The sequence below is a fragment of the Erwinia persicina genome (assembly GCF_019844095.1).
GTDB lineage: Bacteria > Pseudomonadota > Gammaproteobacteria > Enterobacterales > Enterobacteriaceae > Erwinia > Erwinia persicina.
Genome location: NZ_CP082141.1, coordinates 3,352,622 through 3,374,654, shown reverse-complemented (window position 1 = coordinate 3,374,654; position 22,033 = coordinate 3,352,622). Strand labels below are relative to the sequence as shown.

24 protein-coding genes are annotated in these 22,033 nt (G+C 53.8%); 8 read left to right on the top strand and 16 right to left on the bottom strand.

Features of this window, described 5'->3' with window-relative positions:
* The first annotated feature begins 138 nt into the window (after positions 1–138).
* The 7 genes from K6L24_RS15510 to tatE all read left to right on the top strand — a co-directional run bounded on the left by K6L24_RS15510 (position 139) and on the right by tatE (position 5,328).
* Positions 139–1,494: a GntP family transporter gene (locus K6L24_RS15510; protein ID WP_222681625.1), complete on the top strand. Its 1,356-nt coding sequence runs from the start codon at positions 139–141 to the stop codon at positions 1,492–1,494.
* A gap of 87 nt (positions 1,495–1,581) precedes the next feature.
* Positions 1,582–1,665: a small membrane protein YohP gene (locus tag K6L24_RS22550; RefSeq protein WP_017346848.1), complete on the top strand. Its 84-nt coding sequence runs from the start codon at positions 1,582–1,584 to the stop codon at positions 1,663–1,665.
* 788 nt (positions 1,666–2,453) lie between these two features.
* Positions 2,454–3,023, top strand: coding sequence for a lipid IV(A) palmitoyltransferase PagP (gene pagP, locus K6L24_RS15505; RefSeq protein ID WP_392389202.1), 570 nt, complete (start codon positions 2,454–2,456; stop codon positions 3,021–3,023).
* 152 nt (positions 3,024–3,175) lie between these two features.
* Positions 3,176–3,385, top strand: a complete 210-nt coding sequence (gene cspE / locus K6L24_RS15500; protein ID WP_004156612.1) for a transcription antiterminator/RNA stability regulator CspE — start codon at positions 3,176–3,178, stop codon at positions 3,383–3,385.
* Between the two features lie 407 nt (positions 3,386–3,792).
* On the top strand, positions 3,793–4,218 hold the full coding sequence (locus K6L24_RS15495; protein WP_118664470.1) for a GNAT family N-acetyltransferase: 426 nt from the start codon (positions 3,793–3,795) through the stop codon (positions 4,216–4,218).
* 3 nt (positions 4,219–4,221) lie between these two features.
* A complete protein-coding gene (locus tag K6L24_RS15490) occupies positions 4,222–5,010 on the top strand; it encodes a deaminated glutathione amidase (protein WP_187510066.1) in 789 nt (262 codons plus the stop codon).
* Positions 5,011–5,124: 114 nt separating this feature from the next.
* Positions 5,125–5,328, top strand: a complete 204-nt coding sequence (gene tatE / locus K6L24_RS15485) for a twin-arginine translocase subunit TatE (RefSeq protein WP_062745309.1) — start codon at positions 5,125–5,127, stop codon at positions 5,326–5,328.
* 83 nt (positions 5,329–5,411) lie between these two features.
* On the opposite strand, the gene lipA is transcribed toward tatE, so the two are convergent.
* The 13 genes from lipA to leuS all read right to left on the bottom strand — a co-directional run bounded on the left by lipA (position 5,412) and on the right by leuS (position 19,084).
* Positions 5,412–6,377, bottom strand: coding sequence for a lipoyl synthase (lipA, locus tag K6L24_RS15480; protein WP_062745311.1), 966 nt, complete (start codon positions 6,375–6,377; stop codon positions 5,412–5,414).
* 187 nt (positions 6,378–6,564) lie between these two features.
* Positions 6,565–7,224 (bottom strand): lipoyl(octanoyl) transferase LipB, encoded by a 660-nt coding sequence (lipB, locus tag K6L24_RS15475; protein ID WP_062745313.1) that lies wholly within the window; start codon positions 7,222–7,224, stop codon positions 6,565–6,567.
* 83 nt (positions 7,225–7,307) lie between these two features.
* Complete coding sequence (gene ybeD / locus K6L24_RS15470; RefSeq protein WP_062745316.1) at positions 7,308–7,571, bottom strand: DUF493 family protein YbeD; 264 nt, start codon at positions 7,569–7,571, stop codon at positions 7,308–7,310.
* Between the two features lie 171 nt (positions 7,572–7,742).
* On the bottom strand, positions 7,743–8,954 hold the full coding sequence (gene dacA / locus K6L24_RS15465) for a D-alanyl-D-alanine carboxypeptidase DacA (RefSeq protein ID WP_222681624.1): 1,212 nt from the start codon (positions 8,952–8,954) through the stop codon (positions 7,743–7,745).
* Positions 8,955–9,054: 100 nt separating this feature from the next.
* Complete coding sequence (rlpA, locus tag K6L24_RS15460; RefSeq protein WP_222681623.1) at positions 9,055–10,221, bottom strand: endolytic peptidoglycan transglycosylase RlpA; 1,167 nt, start codon at positions 10,219–10,221, stop codon at positions 9,055–9,057.
* An 11-nt stretch (positions 10,222–10,232) separates the two neighbouring features.
* Positions 10,233–11,345, bottom strand: coding sequence for a peptidoglycan glycosyltransferase MrdB (mrdB, locus tag K6L24_RS15455; RefSeq protein WP_062745322.1), 1,113 nt, complete (start codon positions 11,343–11,345; stop codon positions 10,233–10,235).
* Positions 11,346–11,351: 6 nt separating this feature from the next.
* Positions 11,352–13,256, bottom strand: a complete 1,905-nt coding sequence (gene mrdA, locus K6L24_RS15450) for a peptidoglycan DD-transpeptidase MrdA (RefSeq protein ID WP_062745324.1) — start codon at positions 13,254–13,256, stop codon at positions 11,352–11,354.
* 33 nt (positions 13,257–13,289) lie between these two features.
* Positions 13,290–13,760: a 23S rRNA (pseudouridine(1915)-N(3))-methyltransferase RlmH gene (gene rlmH, locus K6L24_RS15445; protein ID WP_062745326.1), complete on the bottom strand. Its 471-nt coding sequence runs from the start codon at positions 13,758–13,760 to the stop codon at positions 13,290–13,292.
* A gap of 3 nt (positions 13,761–13,763) precedes the next feature.
* Positions 13,764–14,081 (bottom strand): ribosome silencing factor, encoded by a 318-nt coding sequence (gene rsfS, locus K6L24_RS15440; protein ID WP_062745328.1) that lies wholly within the window; start codon positions 14,079–14,081, stop codon positions 13,764–13,766.
* 105 nt (positions 14,082–14,186) lie between these two features.
* The gene (gene nadD, locus K6L24_RS15435) at positions 14,187–14,867 is read right to left on the bottom strand and encodes a nicotinate-nucleotide adenylyltransferase (RefSeq protein ID WP_062745331.1); all 681 of its coding nucleotides are present in this window, start codon (positions 14,865–14,867) and stop codon (positions 14,187–14,189) included.
* Entirely contained in the window at positions 14,860–15,891 is a 1,032-nt protein-coding gene (gene holA, locus K6L24_RS15430) for a DNA polymerase III subunit delta (protein WP_191927237.1), read from the bottom strand. Before holA ends, nadD begins: the two co-directional genes overlap by 8 nt.
* The gene (lptE, locus tag K6L24_RS15425; RefSeq protein ID WP_062745336.1) at positions 15,888–16,487 is read right to left on the bottom strand and encodes an LPS assembly lipoprotein LptE; all 600 of its coding nucleotides are present in this window, start codon (positions 16,485–16,487) and stop codon (positions 15,888–15,890) included. Before lptE ends, holA begins: the two co-directional genes overlap by 4 nt.
* A gap of 14 nt (positions 16,488–16,501) precedes the next feature.
* On the bottom strand, positions 16,502–19,084 hold the full coding sequence (gene leuS / locus K6L24_RS15420) for a leucine--tRNA ligase (protein WP_137268655.1): 2,583 nt from the start codon (positions 19,082–19,084) through the stop codon (positions 16,502–16,504).
* Positions 19,085–19,301: 217 nt separating this feature from the next.
* Here leuS and K6L24_RS15415 point away from each other — a divergent pair, with 217 nt between their 5' ends.
* Positions 19,302–19,784 carry a zinc ribbon-containing protein gene (locus K6L24_RS15415; protein WP_062745340.1) on the top strand — a complete coding sequence of 161 codons (483 nt, stop codon included), beginning with the start codon at positions 19,302–19,304 and terminating at the stop codon, positions 19,782–19,784.
* Positions 19,785–19,893: 109 nt separating this feature from the next.
* Here the strand turns inward: K6L24_RS15415 and K6L24_RS15410 are convergent, their stop codons facing one another.
* Genes K6L24_RS15410 through K6L24_RS15400 form a run of 3 tightly spaced genes read right to left on the bottom strand, consistent with a single transcriptional unit; the run spans position 19,894 to position 22,028 of the window.
* Entirely contained in the window at positions 19,894–20,619 is a 726-nt protein-coding gene (locus K6L24_RS15410) for an amino acid ABC transporter ATP-binding protein (protein WP_222681622.1), read from the bottom strand.
* Positions 20,620–21,297 carry a glutamate/aspartate ABC transporter permease GltK gene (gene gltK, locus K6L24_RS15405; protein WP_062745345.1) on the bottom strand — a complete coding sequence of 226 codons (678 nt, stop codon included), beginning with the start codon at positions 21,295–21,297 and terminating at the stop codon, positions 20,620–20,622.
* Complete coding sequence (locus K6L24_RS15400) at positions 21,297–22,028, bottom strand: amino acid ABC transporter permease (RefSeq protein WP_062745348.1); 732 nt, start codon at positions 22,026–22,028, stop codon at positions 21,297–21,299. Before K6L24_RS15400 ends, gltK begins: the two co-directional genes overlap by 1 nt.
* Positions 22,029–22,033: the final 5 nt, after the last annotated feature.

Sequence of the window (22,033 nt, the reverse complement as noted above, 5' to 3'; positions counted from 1 at the left end):
TTGTTTTCATTAACGCTGCGTGTTCTGCACGCAGCGCTGGCTTTTTGCTGCCTGAATCCGGCGGCAGGCCGGGGAAAGAAAGAAAAGAACGGTGCTACAGAGCACGGTATATAACTAAAATCCTGCGAGGCTGAAAAGATGTCTACTGCCCTGTTACTCACTATTGCCGTCGCCAGCGTGCTGATACTGCTTTTACTGGTCATCAAAGCCAGAGTTCATCCGTTTGTCGCGCTGATTGTCGTCAGCCTGCTGGTGGCTATATCGACCGGTATTCCGGCCGATAACATCATGAAAGTCATTGTCTCGGGAATGGGAGGTCTGCTGGGCTCCATTACCATTATCATTGTGCTGGGAGCAATGCTGGGGGCGATTATTGAATCGTCTGGCGGTGCCGAGTCGCTGGCGCAGCGTTTCACCCACACCCTGGGCATTAAACGGACGGTTGCTGCACTGACAATGGCCGCGTTTATTCTGGGTATTCCTGTCTTTTTTGAAGTGGGGTTTATCATCGTTATTCCCCTGATTTATGGCTTTACCAAAGTCGCGCGTGTGTCTCCGCTTAAATACGGTCTGCCCATGGCCGGGGTAATGTTAACGGTACATGTGGCACTGCCGACGCATCCAGGGGCGGCGGCGGCGGCCGGACTGTTAGGCTCTGATATGGGCTGGTTGATGCTACTGGGGATCGCCGTGTCGATGCCGGTAGGCGTGGTGGGATACTTTGTTGCGAAGGGCATGAACCGGCGTCAGTATCATCTCTCACTTGATGTGCTGGAGCAGCTCCAACTGGCAAAACCGGAGAGCAGCCCGCGCCAGAACCCGGTATCGCCACCGGGTGCATGGCTGATCTCCTCGCTGATTGTCGTGCCGATCGTGCTGATCGTCGTGGGCACGCTGGCACACAGCATGTTAGCAGAAGGGAGTATGTTGCGGCAGCTTCTCACCCTGGTGGGTACACCCGCCATTGCATTACTCATTGCCCTTGCGCTCTCTGCCTGGCTGTTAGGCCTGCGCCGTGGCTGGAGTAAAGACAAACTGAGTGAGCTTCTCGATCGGGCGATTCCCGGTTCAGCCGGGGTGATTCTGGTAGCCGGGGCAGGGGGAGCCTTTGGTAAGGTGCTGGTCGAATCCGGTGTAGGCAATGCGCTGGCGCTGTCGCTGGAGACCATCCACCTGCCGCTGATCCCCGCAGCGTTTATTCTTTCCCTGGCGCTGCGCGCTTCTCAGGGGTCGGCTACGGTGGCGATTTTGACGACCAGCGGACTGCTGACCCAGGCGGTCACCGGACTGAGTGATATGCAACTGGTACTGGTGACGCTTTCGGCCTGCTTCGGTGGGCTGGGGCTGTCCCACGTCAATGACGCCGGTTTCTGGGTCGTGACGCGCTACCTTGGCCTGTCGGTGGCGGATGGCCTGAAAACCTGGACAGTACTGACGACGGCGATGGGGCTGACGGGGTTTGTGCTGGTCTGGCTGCTGTCTCTGATGATCTAGTCACGACACCAGACGCGAAAATGAAATCTTCTTCTATACTTAAGTCACTACGTGGTAGTGACTTTTTTATTGAGAAGAGGGCAAGGAATGAAAATTATTCTCTGGATTATTGCGATCATTTTCATCGTCGGCCTGCTGACGATTACGGGCGTGTTTAAGCTCATTTTCTGATCGAAGGCAGACAGGGTGTGACTGCATTGTTTCAAAACACGGGGTCAGCGACAGGCTGGCCCCGTTCTTTTTGGCAGTCGATCCTCACCCGCCGACCTTAAGGATGCTTTCTCGGCCGATTGGTCACAGGTATCATGCGCATTCAGGCGCTTGTGGCAAACGGCGCAGACGGCACCGTGCCGCTCGTCATTATTATCCACAGATGTCGTAAATTTGAATTTGGTACTTCCGCATCTGCCACACCTTAGCATTTTCATAACCTCTACTCTTCCTGAGCTGCATTGGATAAGAATTATCTTATCAAAAATCCCGCAGAGATCTATAAATAATATTAATTAATGATGGCATTATGTGATGTCGATTAATCTATTGATTTTTATTGTTTTTATTTATTTTCGATGCTTCATGTTGAAGTTTTTCCGTATTGGAAACATCATTTTTTAAGTATTGCGATGATTTTCATCAAGTTACCGTATTCGGTATTGATAACAGGAAAGTTAAGATGGCAAGATTAGTCTTATTTTCTGGAAACAGGATTCCTGATATTAGCCAGTTCTCCTGAGGTTATATTTCCGTTGTGCAATTATATTTTTTTATATCCATATGTTATATAATATAAAAAAATAGATAGCGCTGTTCACCTGTCAGACAGGCATCACTGATTAATGGGACGTTTAACTGTCTTATATATAATGATTAATCGAAGTAGTAATACATTTGGTCAGAATTTCTGACAAAACAATGCGGATGTTGCAAGTCGCCACCATCCAGGGAGCAGTGAAAACATCGTGAATAAAAAAACAGCCATAATTCTGTCGACATTGCTCGGTGGAACGACTCTGGGGTATGCCCATGCGGCAACGCTGATGAACGGGGTGGCCAGCACGTGGCGCACCTTCAGTGGTAACGTCAGCCAGACGTGGAATGAGCCCCAAACGGTGGATCTCTATATTCCCACCATTACCTGGCATAACCGCTGGACGTATGACAAAGAAAAGACCGACCGATACAATGAACGCCCATGGGGCGCGGGCGGTGGGATCTCTCGCTATGACGAGAAGGGCAACTGGAACGGTATCTACCTGATGGCGTTTAAAGATTCCTATAACAAATGGGAACCGATTGGCGGATACGGCTGGGAAAAGACCTGGCGGCCGATCAACGATCCGGATTTTCATCTCGGTTTAGGTTTCACTGCAGGGGTGACCATGCGTGATAACTGGAACTATATTCCCATTCCGTTGGTCCTGCCCCTGGCGTCTGTCGGCTATGGCCCTGCTACTTTCCAGATGACTTACATTCCAGGAACTTACAATAACGGTAACGTTTATTTTGCCTGGTTACGCTGGCAGTTTTAACCGCCAGAAGGGGGCACATAACAATGTCGTATGGTAAAAAAAAGCGATATTTATCACTTTTTCGTCGTCGGCTACTGGACAAAAGCCGTGGCAATTGCTGTACTAACCCCCGACACAGTTTAGTGTCCATTTTTCATGTAAAGGTAATATAGATGTCTAAGATCAAAGGTAGCGTTAAGTGGTTTAATGAGTCCAAGGGATTCGGTTTCATTACTCCTGAAGATGGTAGCAAAGATGTGTTCGTACACTTCTCTGCCATCCAGAGCAATGGTTTCAAAACTCTGGCTGAAGGTCAGCGCGTAGAGTTCGAAATCACCAACGGTGCCAAAGGCCCATCTGCTGCTAACGTTGCCGCTATTTAAGTTATCAGACAGAATTTTAAAAACCCGCCTGAAGGCGGGTTTTTTTTTGCCTGGTGTTCACGTTCAGGTGAAGCACGGCCACTAAAGCATAAAATACTGTATCAGCCAGACGAAGATGGCTGAGCCCGTCAGCAGGACGGCGAGATATTCATTTCGGCAACGGGGAAGAAGGTGCATGGCGATCATCTCAGCGATTTCAATGATAATCAGTCTGCCCGGCCTGTATTAAGGAAACATTAACATTGACCGTCGTGAAGAATAAAAAGCGCATTTTTTACACTCATCAGCTTTTGTAACATTACCCTGTGATCTGGCTCCTTGCAGGGAGTGCCTTGCTAACGCTATAACTTCAGACAGGAAATTTTACCTGTTAACCCCTGCTGCTGGCACACTGCGGAGAATGATCCATGAATGTTCGTCTGGCTGAATCGAAAGATGCCTTTGCCCTCAGCGCACTGTTAGCCGAACTGGGGTACGCTGATACGGAACCCTTTATTGAGCGTCGTCTGGCACAATTGATGGTTGATGAGACAGAACGTCTGCTTATCGCTGAACACGGCAACACGGTACTGGGTTTCCTGTCACTGCATTTTATTCCTCAACTGGCTCTGGCCGGTGATTTTGCCCGGATCAGCTATTTCTGTATAGCGGAGGGGGAGCGCAGTAAAGGGGCCGGGCAGCAACTGCTGCAGCATGCTGAACGGCTCGCGCGTGAGCGCGCCTGCGACCGCATGGAAGTGCACTGCCATCAACGCCGTGAAAAAGCGAATGCGTTCTATGCGCGTGAAGGCTACGGTGAATCACCGCGCTATCATATCAAAGAGCTGAACTGAATGATGAAAGTGGCTTTAGGTCAGTTTGCCGTCAGTCGTGAATGGCAGGAAAATGCGCATACCTGCATCGCGTTAATGCAACAATCAGAACAGCAGGGCGTCCGCTTACTGGTGTTACCTGAGGCCGTGCTGGCAAGGGATATTACCGATCCTGACCTGGCCGTTAAATCTGCTCAGGCGCTGAATGGCCCCTTTATGAGCCAGTTGCTGGCTGCCAGCAGCGATAATACCCTGACCACGGTGCTGACGTTGCATGTGCCGGGCGAGGACGGGCGTGTACTCAACGTACTGGTCGCCATCCGTGGGGGCATCATCCTTGCGCGTTATGACAAACTCCACCTGTATGATGCTTTTGCCGTACAGGAGTCACGTCATGTGAGCCCTGGTGACAGGATACCGCCACTGGTTGAGGTGGATGGCCTGAAGGTCGGTCTGATGACCTGCTATGACATCCGTTTTCCTGAGCTGGCTCGCCGTCTGGTGCTGGATGGTGCCGATCTGCTGGTGCTACCCGCTGCATGGGTGCGCGGACCGCTGAAAGAGAAGCACTGGGAAGTGCTGGTCACCGCGCGGGCGCTGGAAAATACCTGCTATGTCCTGGCCACCGGGGAGTGCGGGCCACGCAATATCGGTAACAGCCTGGTGGTGGACCCGCTTGGTGTGGCCATTGCCAGAGCGGCAGAGGGGCCGGCGCTGGTGCTGGCAGATATTGACCCTGAACGCATTGCTGACGTTCGCCGTGCACTCCCGGTGCTGGCTAATCGCCGCTTTGGGCGCCCTGAGCTCTCCTGAACACCTTTTGTTACAGCTTGCGGTTGAATTGCCGCGCGAAGCGCGCGTTAATAGCCTCCGGTTTACTCGCGTTATCACGAGTATCGGTGGTCAGGTTAATTAAAGAAGGTAAGTATGGAAGGTATCAGTCTCGCCAAATTGCTGATCGTTGGCGCATTAATCGTCCTGTTATTTGGAACCAAAAAGTTGCGAACTTTGGGTGGGGACTTAGGTTCAGCCATCAAAGGGTTCAAAAAGGCGATGAATGATGACACTTCCGCCGCGCAAAAAATGGCGACAGAAGATAAACCCGCCGGACAGGTTACTCATAAAGAATGAGACTGACGGGCAAAAAAAACGGATGACACAGTCATCCGTTTTTTTTTGCCCGAGGCGGGGCCTGCCGGAAGGCCCACCGTCGTTTATTTGACCTCTAAACCCTTCGCCTGCATATCTGCATGATAAGACGAACGCACAAACGGGCCACAGGCGGCATGAGTGAAGCCCATATCCAACGCGGCCTCTTTCATTTCATCGAACTCTGCGGGGCTGACATAACGCTGTACCGGAAGATGGTGACGGCTTGGGGAGAGATACTGCCCCAGGGTCAGCATGGTGACACCATGACGACGCAGATCGCGCATCACTTCAACGATTTCCGCGTTGGTTTCGCCCAGGCCGACCATCAGGCCCGATTTGGTCGGGATGTCCGGATGCGCTTCTTTAAAACGCTCCAGCAGCTTCAGTGACCAGTCATAGTTCGCGCCCGGACGAACCTGACGATAAACGCGCGGCACGTTTTCCAGGTTGTGGTTAAACACATCCGGTGGCGTATCAACCAGGATTTCAAGAGCGCGATCCATACGACCACGGAAGTCAGGAACCAGCGTTTCGATTTTAATCGCCGGGCTTTTTTCGCGTATGGCGCGGATGCAGTCGGCAAAATGCTGTGCTCCACCGTCGCGCAGATCGTCACGGTCAACGGAGGTGATCACCACGTAGCGCAGCGCCATATCGGCGATAGTTTGTGCCAGCTTACCGGGTTCGTTTGCATCCGGGGTCATCGGACGTCCATGGGCCACATCACAGAACGGACAGCGACGCGTGCAGATAGCGCCCAGGATCATAAAGGTTGCCGTACCGTGGTTAAAGCATTCCGCAAGATTAGGGCAGGAGGCCTCTTCGCAGACGGAGTGCAGACCATTTTTACGCATCGCGGCTTTGATGCCCTGGATGCGGCTGGAATCAGCGGGAAGCTTAATACGCATCCACTCCGGCTTGCGTAAGATCTCCGTACGCTCGGTGACCACGGTTTTCACCGGGATCAGTGCCATTTTGTCTGCGTCGCGGTATTTAACACCGCGTTCCATCACGATCGGTTTACTCATATTCTTGCAGGTTCCAGGTTGGATTGCGGCAATCTGTAGGTGCTAAAACAGCCGCGAACACTCAATGAGTTGGTGATTTTCAACTTTTTTTGAAAAAGCGCAAAAAATTATATCATCTCCACGGGACAGATTCAGCCTGCCTGAGCGAGAAAGCGTTACAGAATTGTAAATCAATTTTCGCATCTCCCTATCTTAACGGGAGTTGGGGACTTTCGCTCCAGGAAACGTCAGGAATTGCCAGCTGTCTGGCAAAATTCTCAATCAGCCGCGAGCGCAAATCATCGGGGTTGACACCGGCGGTCAGCGCCGACAGCTGCGTCATCTCCATCCCGGCATAGCCGCAGGGGTTAATACGCAGAAAGGGGGTTAAATCCATATCGACATTCAGGGCCAGTCCGTGAAACGAACAGCCGTGCCGGATACGTAACCCGAGTGAGCAGATTTTTTTACCTGCCACGTAAACGCCCGGCGCATCGGGGCGAGCGCTGGCGCTGACGGAAAAATGTGCCAGCGTCTCTACCACGGTCTGCTCCAGGGCGGTGACCAGCTGACGCACACCGACTTTACGACGCTTCAGATTCACCATCACATACATCACTTGCTGCCCGGGGCCGTGATAGGTCACCTGACCGCCGCGGTCGCTTTGCATCACCGGAATATCGCCGGGCATAAGAAGATGTTCACTTTTTCCCGCCTGACCCTGAGTAAATACCGGCAGGTGTTCGACCAGCCAGATTTCGTCCGGTGTCTCATCGTTACGCTGGTCGGTAAACTGGTGCATGGCGAGAGAGATGGGGGCCCACGGCTGGATGCCGAGCTGGCGTACAATCAGGGTATTTTGAGACAAAACGGAGGGTCCGGTTGACTGAAGAGGGGGGCAGTATAACGTCGGCGCAGGACAAGAGCCAGCTTGCCCGACCGACGTCAGGGTTACAGCACCATGCGAACAATTTCAATCTTACCCAGTTCATCGTACAGGGTTTCTACCTGCTCGATATGGGTTGCCGTAATGGTAATCGATACTGAGTGATAGTTACCTTTACTGCTGGGTTTGACGTCCGGAGAGTAATCGCCAGGTGCATGACGCTGTACGACTTCAACCACTTGATCAACCAGCTCCGGTTGTGCCAGACCCATCACTTTATAGGTGAAAGAGGTAGGGAATTCGAGCAGTTCTTTAAGATTGGTTTTCATAGGGACTCCGGTGACACAAACAAGTACTCCTGCCGCAGCAGGAGTTCACAGATACTAACAATATGGGGATATTTCAGCGATATTTCAAGTGGGGGGCGATCAGCGACCGACCCCCATGCAGGCAGCGTCTGGCACGTCATACAGACGGCAAACTGCGCTAAAATGCGGAGATTAACCGAACCAGTGGTGGAACATCAGTTTGATATAATCGACGATGCGACCAAAGAAACCGCCTTCCGGCATTTCGTTCAGGACGACCAGCGGGTGCTGTTCAATGGTTTTTCCATCAAGCTGGAAGTTAATGCTGCCCACAACCTGGTTTTTCTGCAGCGGAGCATGCAGTTCGGTGTTGGTCAGGGTGTAGCTGGCTTTCAGGTCTTTCATCCGGCCACGAGGAATGGTCAGGAAGACATCTTTCTCGACGCCCAACTGTACGCGGTCGCTGTTACCGAACCAGACCGGCTCCGAGGCAAATTCTTTGCCCGCTTTCAGTGGCGCAACGGTTTCAAAGAAGCGGAAGCCCCAGGTCAGCAGTTTCTTACTCTCGGTTTCACGACCTTTGTAGGTTCGACCGCCCATGACGGCAGAGATCAAACGCATCTGACCTTCGGTAGCTGAGGCTACCAGGTTATAACCGGCGGCCTCCGTGTGGCCGGTTTTGATACCATCCACATTCAGACTGGTATCCCACAGCAGACCATTACGGTTCATCTGGCGGATATTGTTAAAGGTAAATTCTTTTTCGTGGTAAACGGCATATTCGTCCGGAACGTCACGGATCAGCGCACGTCCAATCAACGCCATATCACGCGGGGAGCTGTACTGGCCTTCAGCATCAAGACCATGCACCGTCTGGAAATGGGTGTTTTGCAGGCCAAGCGCTTTCACGTAGTTATTCATCAGACCCACGAACGCATCCTGGCTGCCGGCGACATAATCAGCCATAGCCACGCAGGCGTCGTTGCCTGACTGCAGGACGATGCCGCGTGTCAGCTGCGAAACCGGCACACGATCGCCGGGTTTCAGGAACATCAGCGATGAACCCTTAAATACCGGATTGCCGGTTGCCCAGGCGTCTTTTCCAACGGTGACGATATCATCCTGATGGATTTTACCGGCTTTTACCGCCTGGCCAATGACATAGCTGGTCATCATTTTTGTCAGACTCGCCGGGTCACGGCGCGCATCGGCATTTTTCTCGGCCAGTACCTTCCCTGAGTTGTAGTCGATAAGAACGTAGGCTTCAGCATCAATCTCCGGTACGCCGGGGATCATGGTTTTGATGTTCAGGTCGTCAGCATAGACAACAACGTTGAGGCTGAGGGCGATAAGTGTGCCTGTGGTCAGGCGTTTGAGCAGTCGGGATGGCTTCAGAGTGTTCATGTAAGGACGACAACATCCATGGGCTAGGTTATAAAAAGTGACTCACTATAGCAAAATCATCCTGCGACGACCCGCCTAAATCAGGCGGGCCTGCAGAGGATTACATTGAGCCAGGTGCGACGGTAATAAACGATTGTTGCTGCGCCTCGCTAGCCAGGCGCTGCTGTAATGCGGCGGCCTGCTGGCGGGAGGTGAAGCGGCCAAGCTGAACGCGGTAGACGTTACCGCTGCTTTCAACAGAGCCAGGTACGCCAAACTGTTTACCCAGGCTGGTGGCCAGCGCTTGCGCACGTGGGCCATCTTTCAGGGCACCAACCTGCACGACATAGTTGCCGCCGGTACTGCTGGCTGCAGGTTGTGATGCAGCGGCAGCGGCAGGGGTGGAAACCGCTGCGGCACTGGCGGCGGCGGGCGCGGCTGAAACCGGCTCACTGCTCTCCAGTACACCCCCCGGTAAGGGCTGTGCTGCGCCCAGGAAACCACTGCTGCGCACCGGGGCACCGGTTGCACTGTCCCCACCGGTTAGCGTGCTGTTATCCACCGGACGCGACGCTTGCTGGTCGGTTTCCTGTGGCTGGGGGCTGGAATACTGTACCGGTTGTGATGACATGGACGGCGCTGGCGATGGCGCCGCCGCTGCGCCGCCGCCCATCACCGTCATGCCGCCGCCGATTTCCGGGCGTGCAGGCAGGGCGTAGCTCTGCTTCGCGACCGTGGTGCCAATGGTACCCGGGCCCGACAGTGTGCCGTCCGGCGCCACATTAATGTAATCCACGCGCACTTTACTGTTGTTAGAGATATTCAGACGATCGCCTGCAGCGCGTGACAGATCGATAATCCGTCCCGGGGTATAGGGGCCGCGATCGTTAACACGCACGACGATCATTCGGCCATTGGCGATATTGGTGACGCGGACATAGCTTGGCAGCGGCAGCGTCGGATGCGCAGCAGTCATGGCGTTCGGATCGAAGGTTTCACCGGTAGCAGTGCGGTTGCCGTTCGCTTCTTCACCGTACCAGGCAGCGAGGCCAACCTGGCTGAAGTTTGACGGATCTTTAACGATTTTATAATTTTTGCCGTTAACCGAATAATCCTGGCTTGTGCCCGGATTAATGGGTTCATAGCGCGGCTCGGCACCGCCGATTTCGACAACCGGGCCGTTATACACCGCCTGCTGCTGGGTGACAGGCGCCTGCTGGTCGCTGTCAGTAGTACAGGCAGCCAGCATTGCTGACGCCAGGGCAATCCAAAGCCAATCCTTACGCATGTGTGTGCCTCTTAAACGCTCTTCGACAACAGTTTTCGATGGGTGTGAATCGACATAATGATCCCGAACCCGGCCATCAGAACGATCAGCGCGGAACCCCCGTAACTGACCAGCGGTAACGGTACCCCAACCACCGGCAAAATGCCGCTGACCATACCGATGTTTACGAAGACATAAACAAAGAAGATCAGCATCATGCCACCGGCCATCACGCGACCAAAGGTTGTCTGCGCGCGGGCGGCCATCGTCAGGCCGCGCATAATCAGAAGCACGTAGAGTATCAGCAGAACCAGCACGCCGACTAATCCTAATTCTTCCGCCAGGACGGCAAAAATAAAGTCAGTGTGACGCTCGGGCAGGAACTCGAGTTGTGACTGCGTTCCGTGCAGCCAGCCCTTACCGCGCAACCCTCCGGAGCCGATGGCAATCTTCGACTGGATAATGTGATAGCCAGCGCCAAGTGGGTCGCTTTCCGGATCGAGCAGCATCATCACGCGGTCACGCTGATAGTCATGCATCAGGAAGAACCACAGGATCGGAATAAAAGCAGCCACCAGCAGCACGGCGACGGCGATCAGCTTCCAGCTCATGCCGGACAGGAACAGGACAAACAGCCCTGAGGCGGCAATCAGAATAGAGGTTCCGAGATCGGGCTGCGCGGCCACCAGCAGGGTCGGCATAAAAATCAGTACCAGAGCGATACCGGTATTTTTCAATGTTGGCGGACAGACATCGCGGTTGATAAACCGCGCGACCATCAGCGGTACGGCAATTTTGGCAATCTCGGACGGCTGAAAACGGACGACGCCCAGATCCAGCCAGCGCTGTGCCCCTTTACTGATGTGGCCAAAGGCATCGACGGCAATCAGTAAGATCACACAAATAATGTACAGATAGGGTGCCCAGCCTTCATAGACGCGCGGTGGGATCTGCGCCATCACCAGCATGACGATCACCCCCATGGCAATCTGTCCCAGCTTGCGCTCCATCATGCCCGGATCCTGGCCGCTGGCGCTCCACATCACCAGCGCGCTGTAAACTAACAGCGCGGTGATGATCAGACAAAACAGGGGATCAATATGGATACGGGTCCAGATTGTCTTTTTCTGATGGCTGTCATTCATAACCGGTTATTCACCTTCGTAGCCTGGCGGCGTGGGGGCAGCGTCAGGCAGGTTAGTATTGTTATCGCCAAGAATAATATGGTCGAGGATCTGGCGCATGATGGTGCCGACTGCCGGCCCTGCGCCGCCATTTTCAAGAATGATACTGACGGCCACGCGCGGATGATCATAAGGGGCAAAGGCCGTCATCAGCTTATGGTCACGCAGACGTTCAGTCAGTTTATGGGCGTTATAAGTTTCGTTCGCTTTCAAGCCGAACACCTGTGCCGTACCGGACTTGGCGGCAATTTTATAAGGTGCATCTTGAAAACTTTTACGTGCTGTACCGTTCGGACGGTTAGCCACGCCATACATCCCATCTTTGGCAATTTCCCAGTAACCGGTATGAATATCAGCGATAGGGGCACTTTGTGGCTGACGCCACGGCACTTTCACCCCTCCCTGCATGGTATCCATCATCAGGTGCGGGGTCTTTATCACGCCGTCATTAATCAGGATCATCAGGGCTTTGTTCATCTGAACCGGAGTCGCTGTCCAGTAACCCTGGCCGATCCCAACTGGAATGGTGTCACCCTGATACCAGGGCTTTTTAAAACGCTTCATTTTCCACTCGCGGGTCGGCATATTACCCGGCGTCTCTTCGATCAGATCGATTCCCGTCAGATGACCGTAACCAAATTTGGTCATCCATTCGCTCAGGCGGTCGATGCCCATATCATAGGCGACCTGATAGAAAAAGGTATCCGCAGACTCTTCAAGAGACTTGGTGACATTCAGCCGGCCATGTCCCCAGCGTTTCCAGTCGCGGAACCGTTTTTCTGAACCGGGAAGCTGCCACCAGCCTGGGTCGAACAGCGAGGTGTTGCGGGTGATGACCCCTGCGGTCAGCGCCGATACCGCAATGTAAGGCTTAACCGTTGAGGCCGGAGGGTAGGCCCCCTGAGTGGCGCGGTTAATCAGCGGACGGTTTTCATCGTGTAGCAGGCCGTTGTAGTCCTTGCTTGAGATACCATCGACAAACAGATTGGGGTCATAGCTGGGCATCGAAACCATCGACAGGATTTCGCCATTTCGCGGGTCGGTTACCACGACCGCTGCACGGCTGCCAGCCAGCAGGGTTTCAATGTATTGTTGCAGCTTCAGGTCGATAGTCAGATAAATATCCCGACCGGCCTGGGGCGACTGCTCATGCAGTTGGCGGATCACGCGGCCGCGGTTGTTGACTTCCACCTCTTCATAGCCGGTTTTGCCGTGCAGTACATCTTCGTAATAGCGCTCGATGCCCAGCTTGCCGATGTCATGGGTTGCGGCGTAATTTGGCCATTTGCCTTCTTTGTCCAGGCGTTCGACATCGCGGTCGTTAATCTTGGAAACATAGCCCAGCACATGGGTGAGCGCAGATCCATAAGGGTAGTAACGGCGCTGATAGCCTTTGACTTCAACGCCGGGAAAACGGTATTGATTGACGGCGAAACGCGCCACCTGAACGTCGTTCAGGCTGGTTTTCACGGCAATCGAGGTAAAGCGGCGCGAGCGTTTACGCTCTTTTTGAAATGCGTCAATATCTTCGTCGGTCAGATCGACAATCGGCTTCAGCTCCTGCAGGGTTTGCTGCAGGTTATCGACTTTCTCTGGCATCAGTTCAAGCTGATAAATGGTGCGGTTAAGCGCCAGCGGAATGCCGTTACGATCGTAGATAATGCCGCGGCTGGGCGCGACGGGAACCAGTTTGATACGGTTTTCGTTGGAACGGGTTCTGTAGTCGTCAAAGCGAATAATTTGCAGGTGGTAAAGATTTGCTACCAGTACGCCGGAGAGCACAATAATGCCAAAAAATGCAATCAGAGCCCGGCGAACAAATAGCGTCTGCTCGGCGGTGTAGTCACGAAAGGAGTTACGTTGTAATTTCATCCGCTGCTTTGTCTGTCCGGTTAACCTTATCTGTTATTCGCGATGATAAGGATGATTCGCAGTAATGCTCCATGCACGATACAAACTCTCTGCAACCAAAACGCGTACCAGCGGATGGGGCAGGGTCAGCGCTGAGAGTGACCAGCTTTGTTCCGCCGCGGCCTTGCAGGCGGGTGACAGGCCTTCCGGACCGCCAATAAACAGGCTGACATCCCGGCCATCCTGCTTCCAGCGTTCCAGTTGACTGGCTAGCTGCGGGGTTTCCCACGGCTGGCCCGGAATATCCAGCGTAACGATGCGATTACCTTTACCTGCGGCTGCCAGCATCATTTCGCCTTCTTTTTCCAGAATGCGTTTGATATCCGCATTCTTACCGCGTTTTCCGGCGGGGACTTCAACCAGTTCAAATGGCATATCTTTCGGAAACCGACGCAGATACTCCATAAATCCTGTTTGTACCCAGTCAGGCATTTTCGTGCCGACGGCGACCAGTTGAAGCTTCACGGCTTAACTCCAGAGCTTTTCCAGTTCGTACAGCTTACGACTCTCTGCTTCCATGACATGGACGATCACTTCACCGAGGTCAACGACCACCCAATCGCTTGGGGCACGGCTGTTAACGCGGAATGCATCCAGGCCGATCAGCTTGGCTTCCTGCACCACGTGTTCTGCGATGGAAACCAGATGACGCGTTGAGGTACCGGTGCAGATAACCATGCAACTGGTGATGCTGGATTTGCCCTGGACGTCGATAGCGATGATGTCCTGAGCTTTTAAATCGTCACATTTATCAATGACGAAGTCTTGGAGTGCTTGACCTTGCAAAAGGTTCCCCCTTGGGATTTAAGTCTGAAGTTATCGCATGTTTACCCGTAAAGCGGTGTCGACAACCGTAACAGTGTGTATTTTCGGGCCTGAAACCCGTAAAAATTAGCGGCGCAGTATATCACGCTGTTGTCGCTTTCGATATAAACCCTCGCGATCGATAAAATCGCTAACGGCCGGAGGCAGTAAGTCCGCGTCAGAGAGGCCCTGATGACGACGAGCGCGGATTTCGGTCGCAGAAATATTCATCAGCGGTGTTTCTGCCAGGAAGATGTTCCCGGCCGGAGACTGCTGCAGTGCTTGCGCGTGCGGAGTACGGTGGCTGTCCAGCCATTTCTGCAGCGCCGGTGTTTCCATCTCACTGCGATAACCGGGGCGCTGACAGACCAGCAGGTGGCACAGTGACAGCAGATCCTGCCAGCGGTGCCACTTATGTAACGTTAGCAGGGAATCCTGACCGATGATAAACGCCAGCGGCTGGGTGCTTCCGCGTTCAGCACGCAGGGCAGCCAGCGTCTCAATCGTGTACGACGGGGTGTCACGCTGCATTTCCCGCAGGTCAAGGTCAAACAACGGGTTACCGGCGATGGCCAGTTTCACCATCGCGACACGCTGTGCCGGGGTGGCTTCTGGCTGTGGACGGTGGGGAGGCACATTATTAGGCAACAGTGTGACCTTCGCCAGACCGGCCACCTGCGCCAGGGCTTCAACCGGCCGAAGATGGCCATAATGAATCGGATCAAAGGTGCCGCCAAACAGCGCATGGAGCGCAGGAAGGTCAGACATCACAAAAGCTCGCCGGAAATGACGGATGACACAAAACCAGCGCAAGGGTTTCCAGTTCAGACCAGACGGACTGTCCGTAATCCTGCTTCAGCGTCAGCTCAATCTGCATCAGTAGCCGCACCGCCTGCGTGATCTGTGCTGCGCTCAGACGCTGTAAGGCGTCACTGAACAACGTGCGGCGGTTTTGCCATACACGGTGCTGATCAAACAGCGTACGCAGGGGCGTTTGTGCCATTTGACGCTGTAGCGTCACCAGCAGCAGAAGGTCACGCTGCAATGTACGCATCAGGATCACCGGTTCGCTATCTTCTGAATGCATCTGGCGCAGAATATGCAGCGCACGTTTACTCTTCCCGGCCAGCAGGGCATCAACCCAGTGGTAAGGCGTAAAGTGTGCTGCATCGTTCACTGCCTGTTCAACACGTGGCAGTGTCAGTTTACCATCAGGCCACAGCAGCGACAGCCTTTCCAGCGCCTGGGACAGAGCCAGCAGGTTACCTTCATAGCAGTAGCAAAGCAGCTGGTTCGCGGCATCATCCAGCGTTAACTGGTATTTTTTCGCCCGTGCAGAAACCCAGCGGGGCAACTGCGCCTGCTCCGGGGTCTGACAGGGCACTGTCGCACCCTGGGCGCTTAACGCTTTGTACCAGGCACTGTTTTCCTGCGCTTTGGTCAGTTTCACAACACGAAGGATCAGCAAAATATCGCTGTGGAGCAGCGTCGAGAGCGTCAGTAGCTGTTCGCTCATTACGGCACTGGGCCCGTTGTCCGGCAGGGTCAGCTGTAGCGTCTGTCGGCTGGCAAACAGGCTCAGGGCCTGACAGATGGCAAAGATATCCTGCCAGTCAGTGCCCGCTTCCAGTGTCACGCTAAAGTGCTCGGTAAAACCCTGATGCTGTGCGGCGGCACGGATGGCATCCTGTGCTTCCTGCAGCAACAGCGGTTCATTACCGCTCAACAAATAACAGGCGCGCAGCCCCTCACGGAGTTGCGCGCTGAGTTGCTCAGGGTAAATCCTGATCATCGCGTGTAAGAGCTGTCCGACATGCTGCTCGTGTCAGCGGGCATACGGTCAACCGCGGACGGCGTGCTGTCGAGCGTATTGATGGATGGATCATCCTCTGCGGCGTGTACGGTGAGTAATTTACGCACCAGCTGCTGCACGGCCTGAGTACGCATCTCATTAATGATGATCTGCTGCTCAGAATCTTTCGCCAGGGCTGCCAGCGGATTATCGAAGAATGAACGGTAGACTGTCGCGCTGATTGGGTAGATCCCTTTATTAGGCACCAGTACCTGCGCATTTACGGTCATCATCATTGAATATTCCGCCGTTTTACCGTCCTGGAATATCGACGCAGTGTCACGGCCCTGAGTCACGCCCATCAGACGCAGGGAGGGGATATCCTTACGATCTCCTGGCTGATCGACAATGGTCACGTTGTTCAGACGCAGCTGTTCACGAACGGTACGCGTGAGCGGGCCATACGGATCAGAGGTGTCCAGGATCAGCGTTTTCATTTCCGGCGGCACCGAGGTGGTGCCGCGCAGGTGATAACCACAACCTGCGGTGATTAACACCGCGAGGGTAAGAAATACAGAGACTATCGGATGTCGCACAATTCCTCCTGACATCAACCGACGACCAGGTTAAGCAGCTTGCCCGGTACGTAAATCACTTTACGAATGGTGACCCCATCAAGATATTTGGCCACCAGATGCTCCTGCGCAGCACGAGCCTGCACCTGTTCCTGGTTAGCGTCAGCCGCCACGGTGATTTTACCGCGCACTTTACCGTTAACCTGTACCACGACCAGCAATGAATCTTCCACCATCGCGGCGTCATCCGCCTGTGGCCAGGGGGCGTTATCGACATCGCCTGTTCCACCCAGAGACTGCCACAGCACGAAGCAGGCATGAGGGGTGAACGGGTTCAGCATACGCACCACAGCCAGCAGCGCTTCCTGCATCAACGCACGATCCTGTTCGCTCTCCTGCGGAGCACGAGCCAGCTTGTTCATCAGTTCCATAATCGCCGCGATCGCGGTGTTGAAGGTCTGACGGCGGCCGATATCATCGGACACTTTGCTAATCGTTTTGTGCAGATCGCGACGCAGGTTTTTCTGATCTTCTGTCAGCGTATCAAGGTCGAGGGCGACAGTCGGGCCTTTCTGCGTGTGTTCGAAGGCCAGTTTCCAGACGCGTTTCAGGAAGCGGTTTGCCCCTTCAACGCCGGACTCTTGCCACTCAAGCGTCATTTCAGCCGGCGATGCAAACATCATAAACAGACGCACGGTATCGGCACCGTAACGTTCAACCATAATCTGCGGGTCGATGCCGTTGTTTTTCGACTTCGACATTTTGCTCATCCCGGCATACACCAGGTCGTGTCCGGCAGCGTCACTGGCTTTAACAATACGGCCTTTTTCATCACGCTCCACGGTAACATCAACCGGAGAGACCCAGTTACGCTCGCCGCTGGCACCCAGATAATAGAAGGCGTCAGCCAGCACCATCCCCTGGCACAGCAGACGCTTCGCAGGCTCATCTGAATTCACCAGGCCTGCGTCGCGCAGTAATTTGTGGAAGAAGCGGAAGTAGAGCAGGTGCATAATGGCGTGTTCGATGCCACCAACATACTGATCCACAGGCAGCCAGTAGTTCGCCGCTGCCGGGTCGAGCATCCCTTTATCATAGTCCGGGCAGGTATAACGTGCGTAATACCATGAGGATTCCATAAAGGTATCAAAGGTGTCGGTTTCACGCAGGGCAGGCTGACCGTTAACGATGGTTTTGGCCCATTCAGGGTCGGCTTTAATTGGGCTGGTAATGCCATCCATGACCACGTCCTCCGGCAGGATCACCGGCAACTGATCTTCTGGCGTCGGCATCACAGTACCATCTTCCAGCGTTACCATCGGTATCGGTGCGCCCCAGTAGCGCTGGCGTGAAACACCCCAGTCGCGCAGACGATAGTTAACTTTGCGCTCACCCACGCCGATATCAGCCAGCTTAGTGGCAATCGCATTGAAACCGTCTTCATAGGACAGACCGTCAAACTCGCCGGAATTAAACAGTGTGCCTTTTTCGGTCATTGCCGCTTCGCTCAGATCCGGTGCGCTGCCGTCAGCGGCAAGGATCACGGGTTTGATCTGCAGACCGTATTTGGTCGCAAATTCCCAGTCACGCTGGTCATGTCCAGGAACAGCCATAACGGCACCGGTGCCGTATTCCATCAGCACAAAGTTGGCGACCCAAACCGGGACGTCTTCACCGGTCAGCGGGTGTTTCGCAAACAGGCCGGTGGCCATGCCTTTTTTCTCCATCGTGGCCATTTCGGCTTCAGCCACTTTGGTATTACGGCATTCGGCGATAAAGTCGGCCAGGGCTGGATGAGTGGCGGCGGCCTGGGCTGCCAGCGGGTGTCCCGCCGCTACCGCCAGGTAGGTCACGCCCATAAAAGTGTCAGGACGCGTGGTATAAACACGCAGCTTTTCCTGACTGTTGTTCACGTCAAACTCGATCTCCACCCCTTCAGAGCGGCCAATCCAGTTGCGCTGCATGGTTTTCACCTGCTCAGGCCAGCTTTCCAGCGTGTCGAGGTCATTCAGCAGTTCATCGGCATAGTCGGTAATTTTGACGAACCACTGTGGGATTTCTTTGCGTTCAACTTTCGTGTCACAGCGCCAGCAGCAGCCATCGATCACCTGCTCGTTCGCCAGCACCGTCAAATCGTGCGGACACCAGTTCACCGCAGAGGTCTTTTTGTAGACCAGACCTTTTTCATAGAGTTTGGTGAAGAACCACTGCTCCCAGCGATAGTATTCTGGCTGGCAGGTCGCCAGTTCACGGTTCCAGTCATAACCAAAGCCCAGCAGTTTGAGCTGGTTCTTCATGTAGTCGATGTTGGAATAAGTCCAGGGAGCCGGAGCCGTGTTGTTTTTCACCGCCGCCCCTTCCGCCGGCAGGCCGAAGGCATCCCAGCCGATTGGCTGTAATACGTTTTTACCCAGCATACGCTGGTAGCGGGAGATGACATCGCCAATAGTATAGTTGCGCACGTGGCCCATGTGCAGGCGTCCGGAAGGGTAGGGCAGCATGGAGAGGCAGTAATACTTCTCTTTACCTTCTTCTTCGGTCACTTTGAACGTTTGCTTATCATCCCATTGCTGCTGGACGTGGGATTCTATCTCTTCCGGGCGATATTGCTCTTGCATAGTAGCCAGTGGTCCTTTCTATAAATTTTTTTCGTGTTCGTTCAGATCCGCATAGCATAGCTGATCCGCACCCGGCGCAACAACAGTAAGCGTCCTGCCGGAGGGCATTTCTCTGTAAGCTGTAATCGAGGCGGCAATTTTTAGTGTGAAAACACGGAAGTTTTTCAGTTACAACTAGAATGAGAAGAAACGCGTTCGTTATCAATAAGGAGAGTCTATGAACAAGGTTGCTCAGTATTATCGTGAGCTGGTGTCTTCCCTGACCCAACGCATTGAACGCGGGGAGCGGGATATTGATGCCCTGGTGGAGAGTGCCCGTCAGAGGATGAATAATCGCGGTGAATTAACCCGAAGCGAAATTGATGATGTCAGCCGTGCCGTACGACGTGACCTAGAGGAATTTGCGCGCAGCTATGCGGAAAATCAGGAAGAACTCAGCGATAGCGTGTTTATGCGGGTGATCCGCCAGAGTATCTGGAAAGAGCTGGCCGATATCACCGACAAAAGTCAGCTGGAGTGGCGTGAAGTTTTCCAGGATCTGAATCATCACGGTGTTTATCAAAGTGGCGAAGTGGTGGGGCTGGGGAATCTGGTGTGTGAGAGCTGTCAGTTTACCCGGGCGATCTACACGCCAGAAGTCCTGACTCGCTGTCCGGAATGCAACCACGATCAGTTTGTTCGCCAGCCATTTGAGCCTTGATGTGTGCGTCGATATAAAAGCAGATTTTCTGTTTCCGCCCCGGTGATAACAACACATTCTGTTTCTGCTGGGGCGGGCCTACTGTATTGGCCCGCCCGCGCAGTCAGTGTTAATGCAGGATTTTGGCGAGGAAGTCTTTGGCACGTTCGGACTGTGGATTATTAAAGAACTCGTCTTTCGGTGAGTCCTCAACAATCTTCCCTTCATCCATAAAGATCACCCGGTTGGCGACCTTACGCGCAAAGCCCATTTCGTGTGTTACCACCATCATGGTCATCCCTTCATTCGCCAGCTCAACCATCACGTCCAGTACCTCGTTGATCATCTCCGGATCCAGCGCGGATGTTGGCTCATCGAACAGCATGGCAATAGGATCCATACACAGCGCACGGGCAATGGCCACACGCTGCTGCTGGCCTCCGGAGAGCTGGCCCGGGAACTTATTGGCATGAGCACTCAGTCCAACGCGTTCCAGCAGCTTCAGGCCTTTTTGCCGCGCTTCCTCTTTGTCACGCTTCAGCACTTTAACCTGTGCCAGCGTGAGGTTTTCAACAATGGACAGATGTGGGAACAACTCGAAATGCTGGAACACCATGCCGACTTTAGAACGAAGCTGGGCGAGGTTGGTCTTCCTGTCATTAACCGGCGTGCCGTTCACCTCAATCTGCCCTTTCTGGATAGGCTCAAGGCCATTTACCGTTTTTATCAGCGTCGACTTCCCGGAACCTGAAGGGCCGCACACCACCACCACTTCCCCTTTTTTGACTTCGGTTGAGCAGTCGGTCAGCACCTGAAAGTGACCATACCACTTAGAAACATTTTTCAGGGTAATCATTTAAGCAGTCCTTTTTTTCTTTAAATAGCTGACCAACAGCGAAGCGCTAAGGCTGATAACGAAGTAAATTGCACCGGCGAACAGCACCATTTCAATCTCAGTACCGTTATTGACGCCAATGGTATCTGCCGTACGGAAAAAGTCCGCCAGGCTCAGGACATACACCAGAGAAGTATCCTGGAACAGGACGATGCCCTGGGTCAGCAGCAGCGGGACCATGGCACGAAATGCCTGCGGCAGGATGATCAGGCGCATCGACTGCCACTGGGTCATCCCCAGTGCCAGTGCGGCGCTGCCCTGGCCACGGGCGATACTTAATATTCCCGCGCGGATGATTTCTGAATAATAGGCGGCCTCAAACAGGGAAAAAGCGACCATCGCAGAAATCAGGCGAATGTCCGTTTTGGGCGACAGGCCCAGCACCTGCTGCAGGAAACTCGGCACCACCAGATAGAACCACAGCAGCACCATAACCAGAGGTACCGAGCGGAACAGGTTGACATAAATTTTGGCAAACCAGCTGATGGGTTTGAAGGAGGAGAGGCGCATGACCGCCAGCAACGTGCCCCAGATAATGCCGAAGATTACTGCGGTAACGGTAATTTTTAGCGTAACGACCATACCCGCCCACAGGTAGGGGAGGTTGGGGACGATAGTACTCCAGTCAAATTCGTACATTATTTGCCCCCCGGCAGTCGGACTTTACGTTCTACCAGCCCCATCAGCAGCATAATCACCGCATTGATGGCGATATAGGCCAGAGTAATGGCCGTAAACGATTCATAAGCGTGTGCAGAATAGTCGAGCAGTTTGCCTGCCTGAGCTGCCATATCCACCAGACCTATTGTGGAAGCGATGGCGGAGTTTTTCACCAGGTTAAGCATTTCCGAAGTCATCGGTGGCACAATGACCCGGTAGGCATTCGGCAGTAACACATAACGATAGGTTTGTGGCAGTGTCAGCCCCATCGCCAGGCCGGCATTTTTCTGACCACTTGGCAGGGACTGAATGGCGGCACGAACCTGTTCGCATACGCGGGCAGCGGTAAACAGACCCAGGCACAGAACCGAGCAGGTGAAGAACTGGATATTGGGGTCGATTTCCGATTTGAACCACATGCCAAGTCCTTCCGGCAACAATTCTGGCACCACCAGATACCAGATAAAGAATTGCACGATCAGCGGTACGTTACGGAACAGTTCAACGTAACAGGTCCCCAGACCGGCAAGCAGACGGTTGGGAACGGTACGCAAAATACCAAACAGGGAACCGACAAAGAGGGCGATAATCCAGGCACAAACGGAGACGGCAATGGTGACCTGAAAGCCGGACCACAGCCAACCGAGATAGGTTGTATTACCGAACGGGGCCTCCTGCAGGAATATTCCCCAGTTCCAATCAATAGACATAAAAC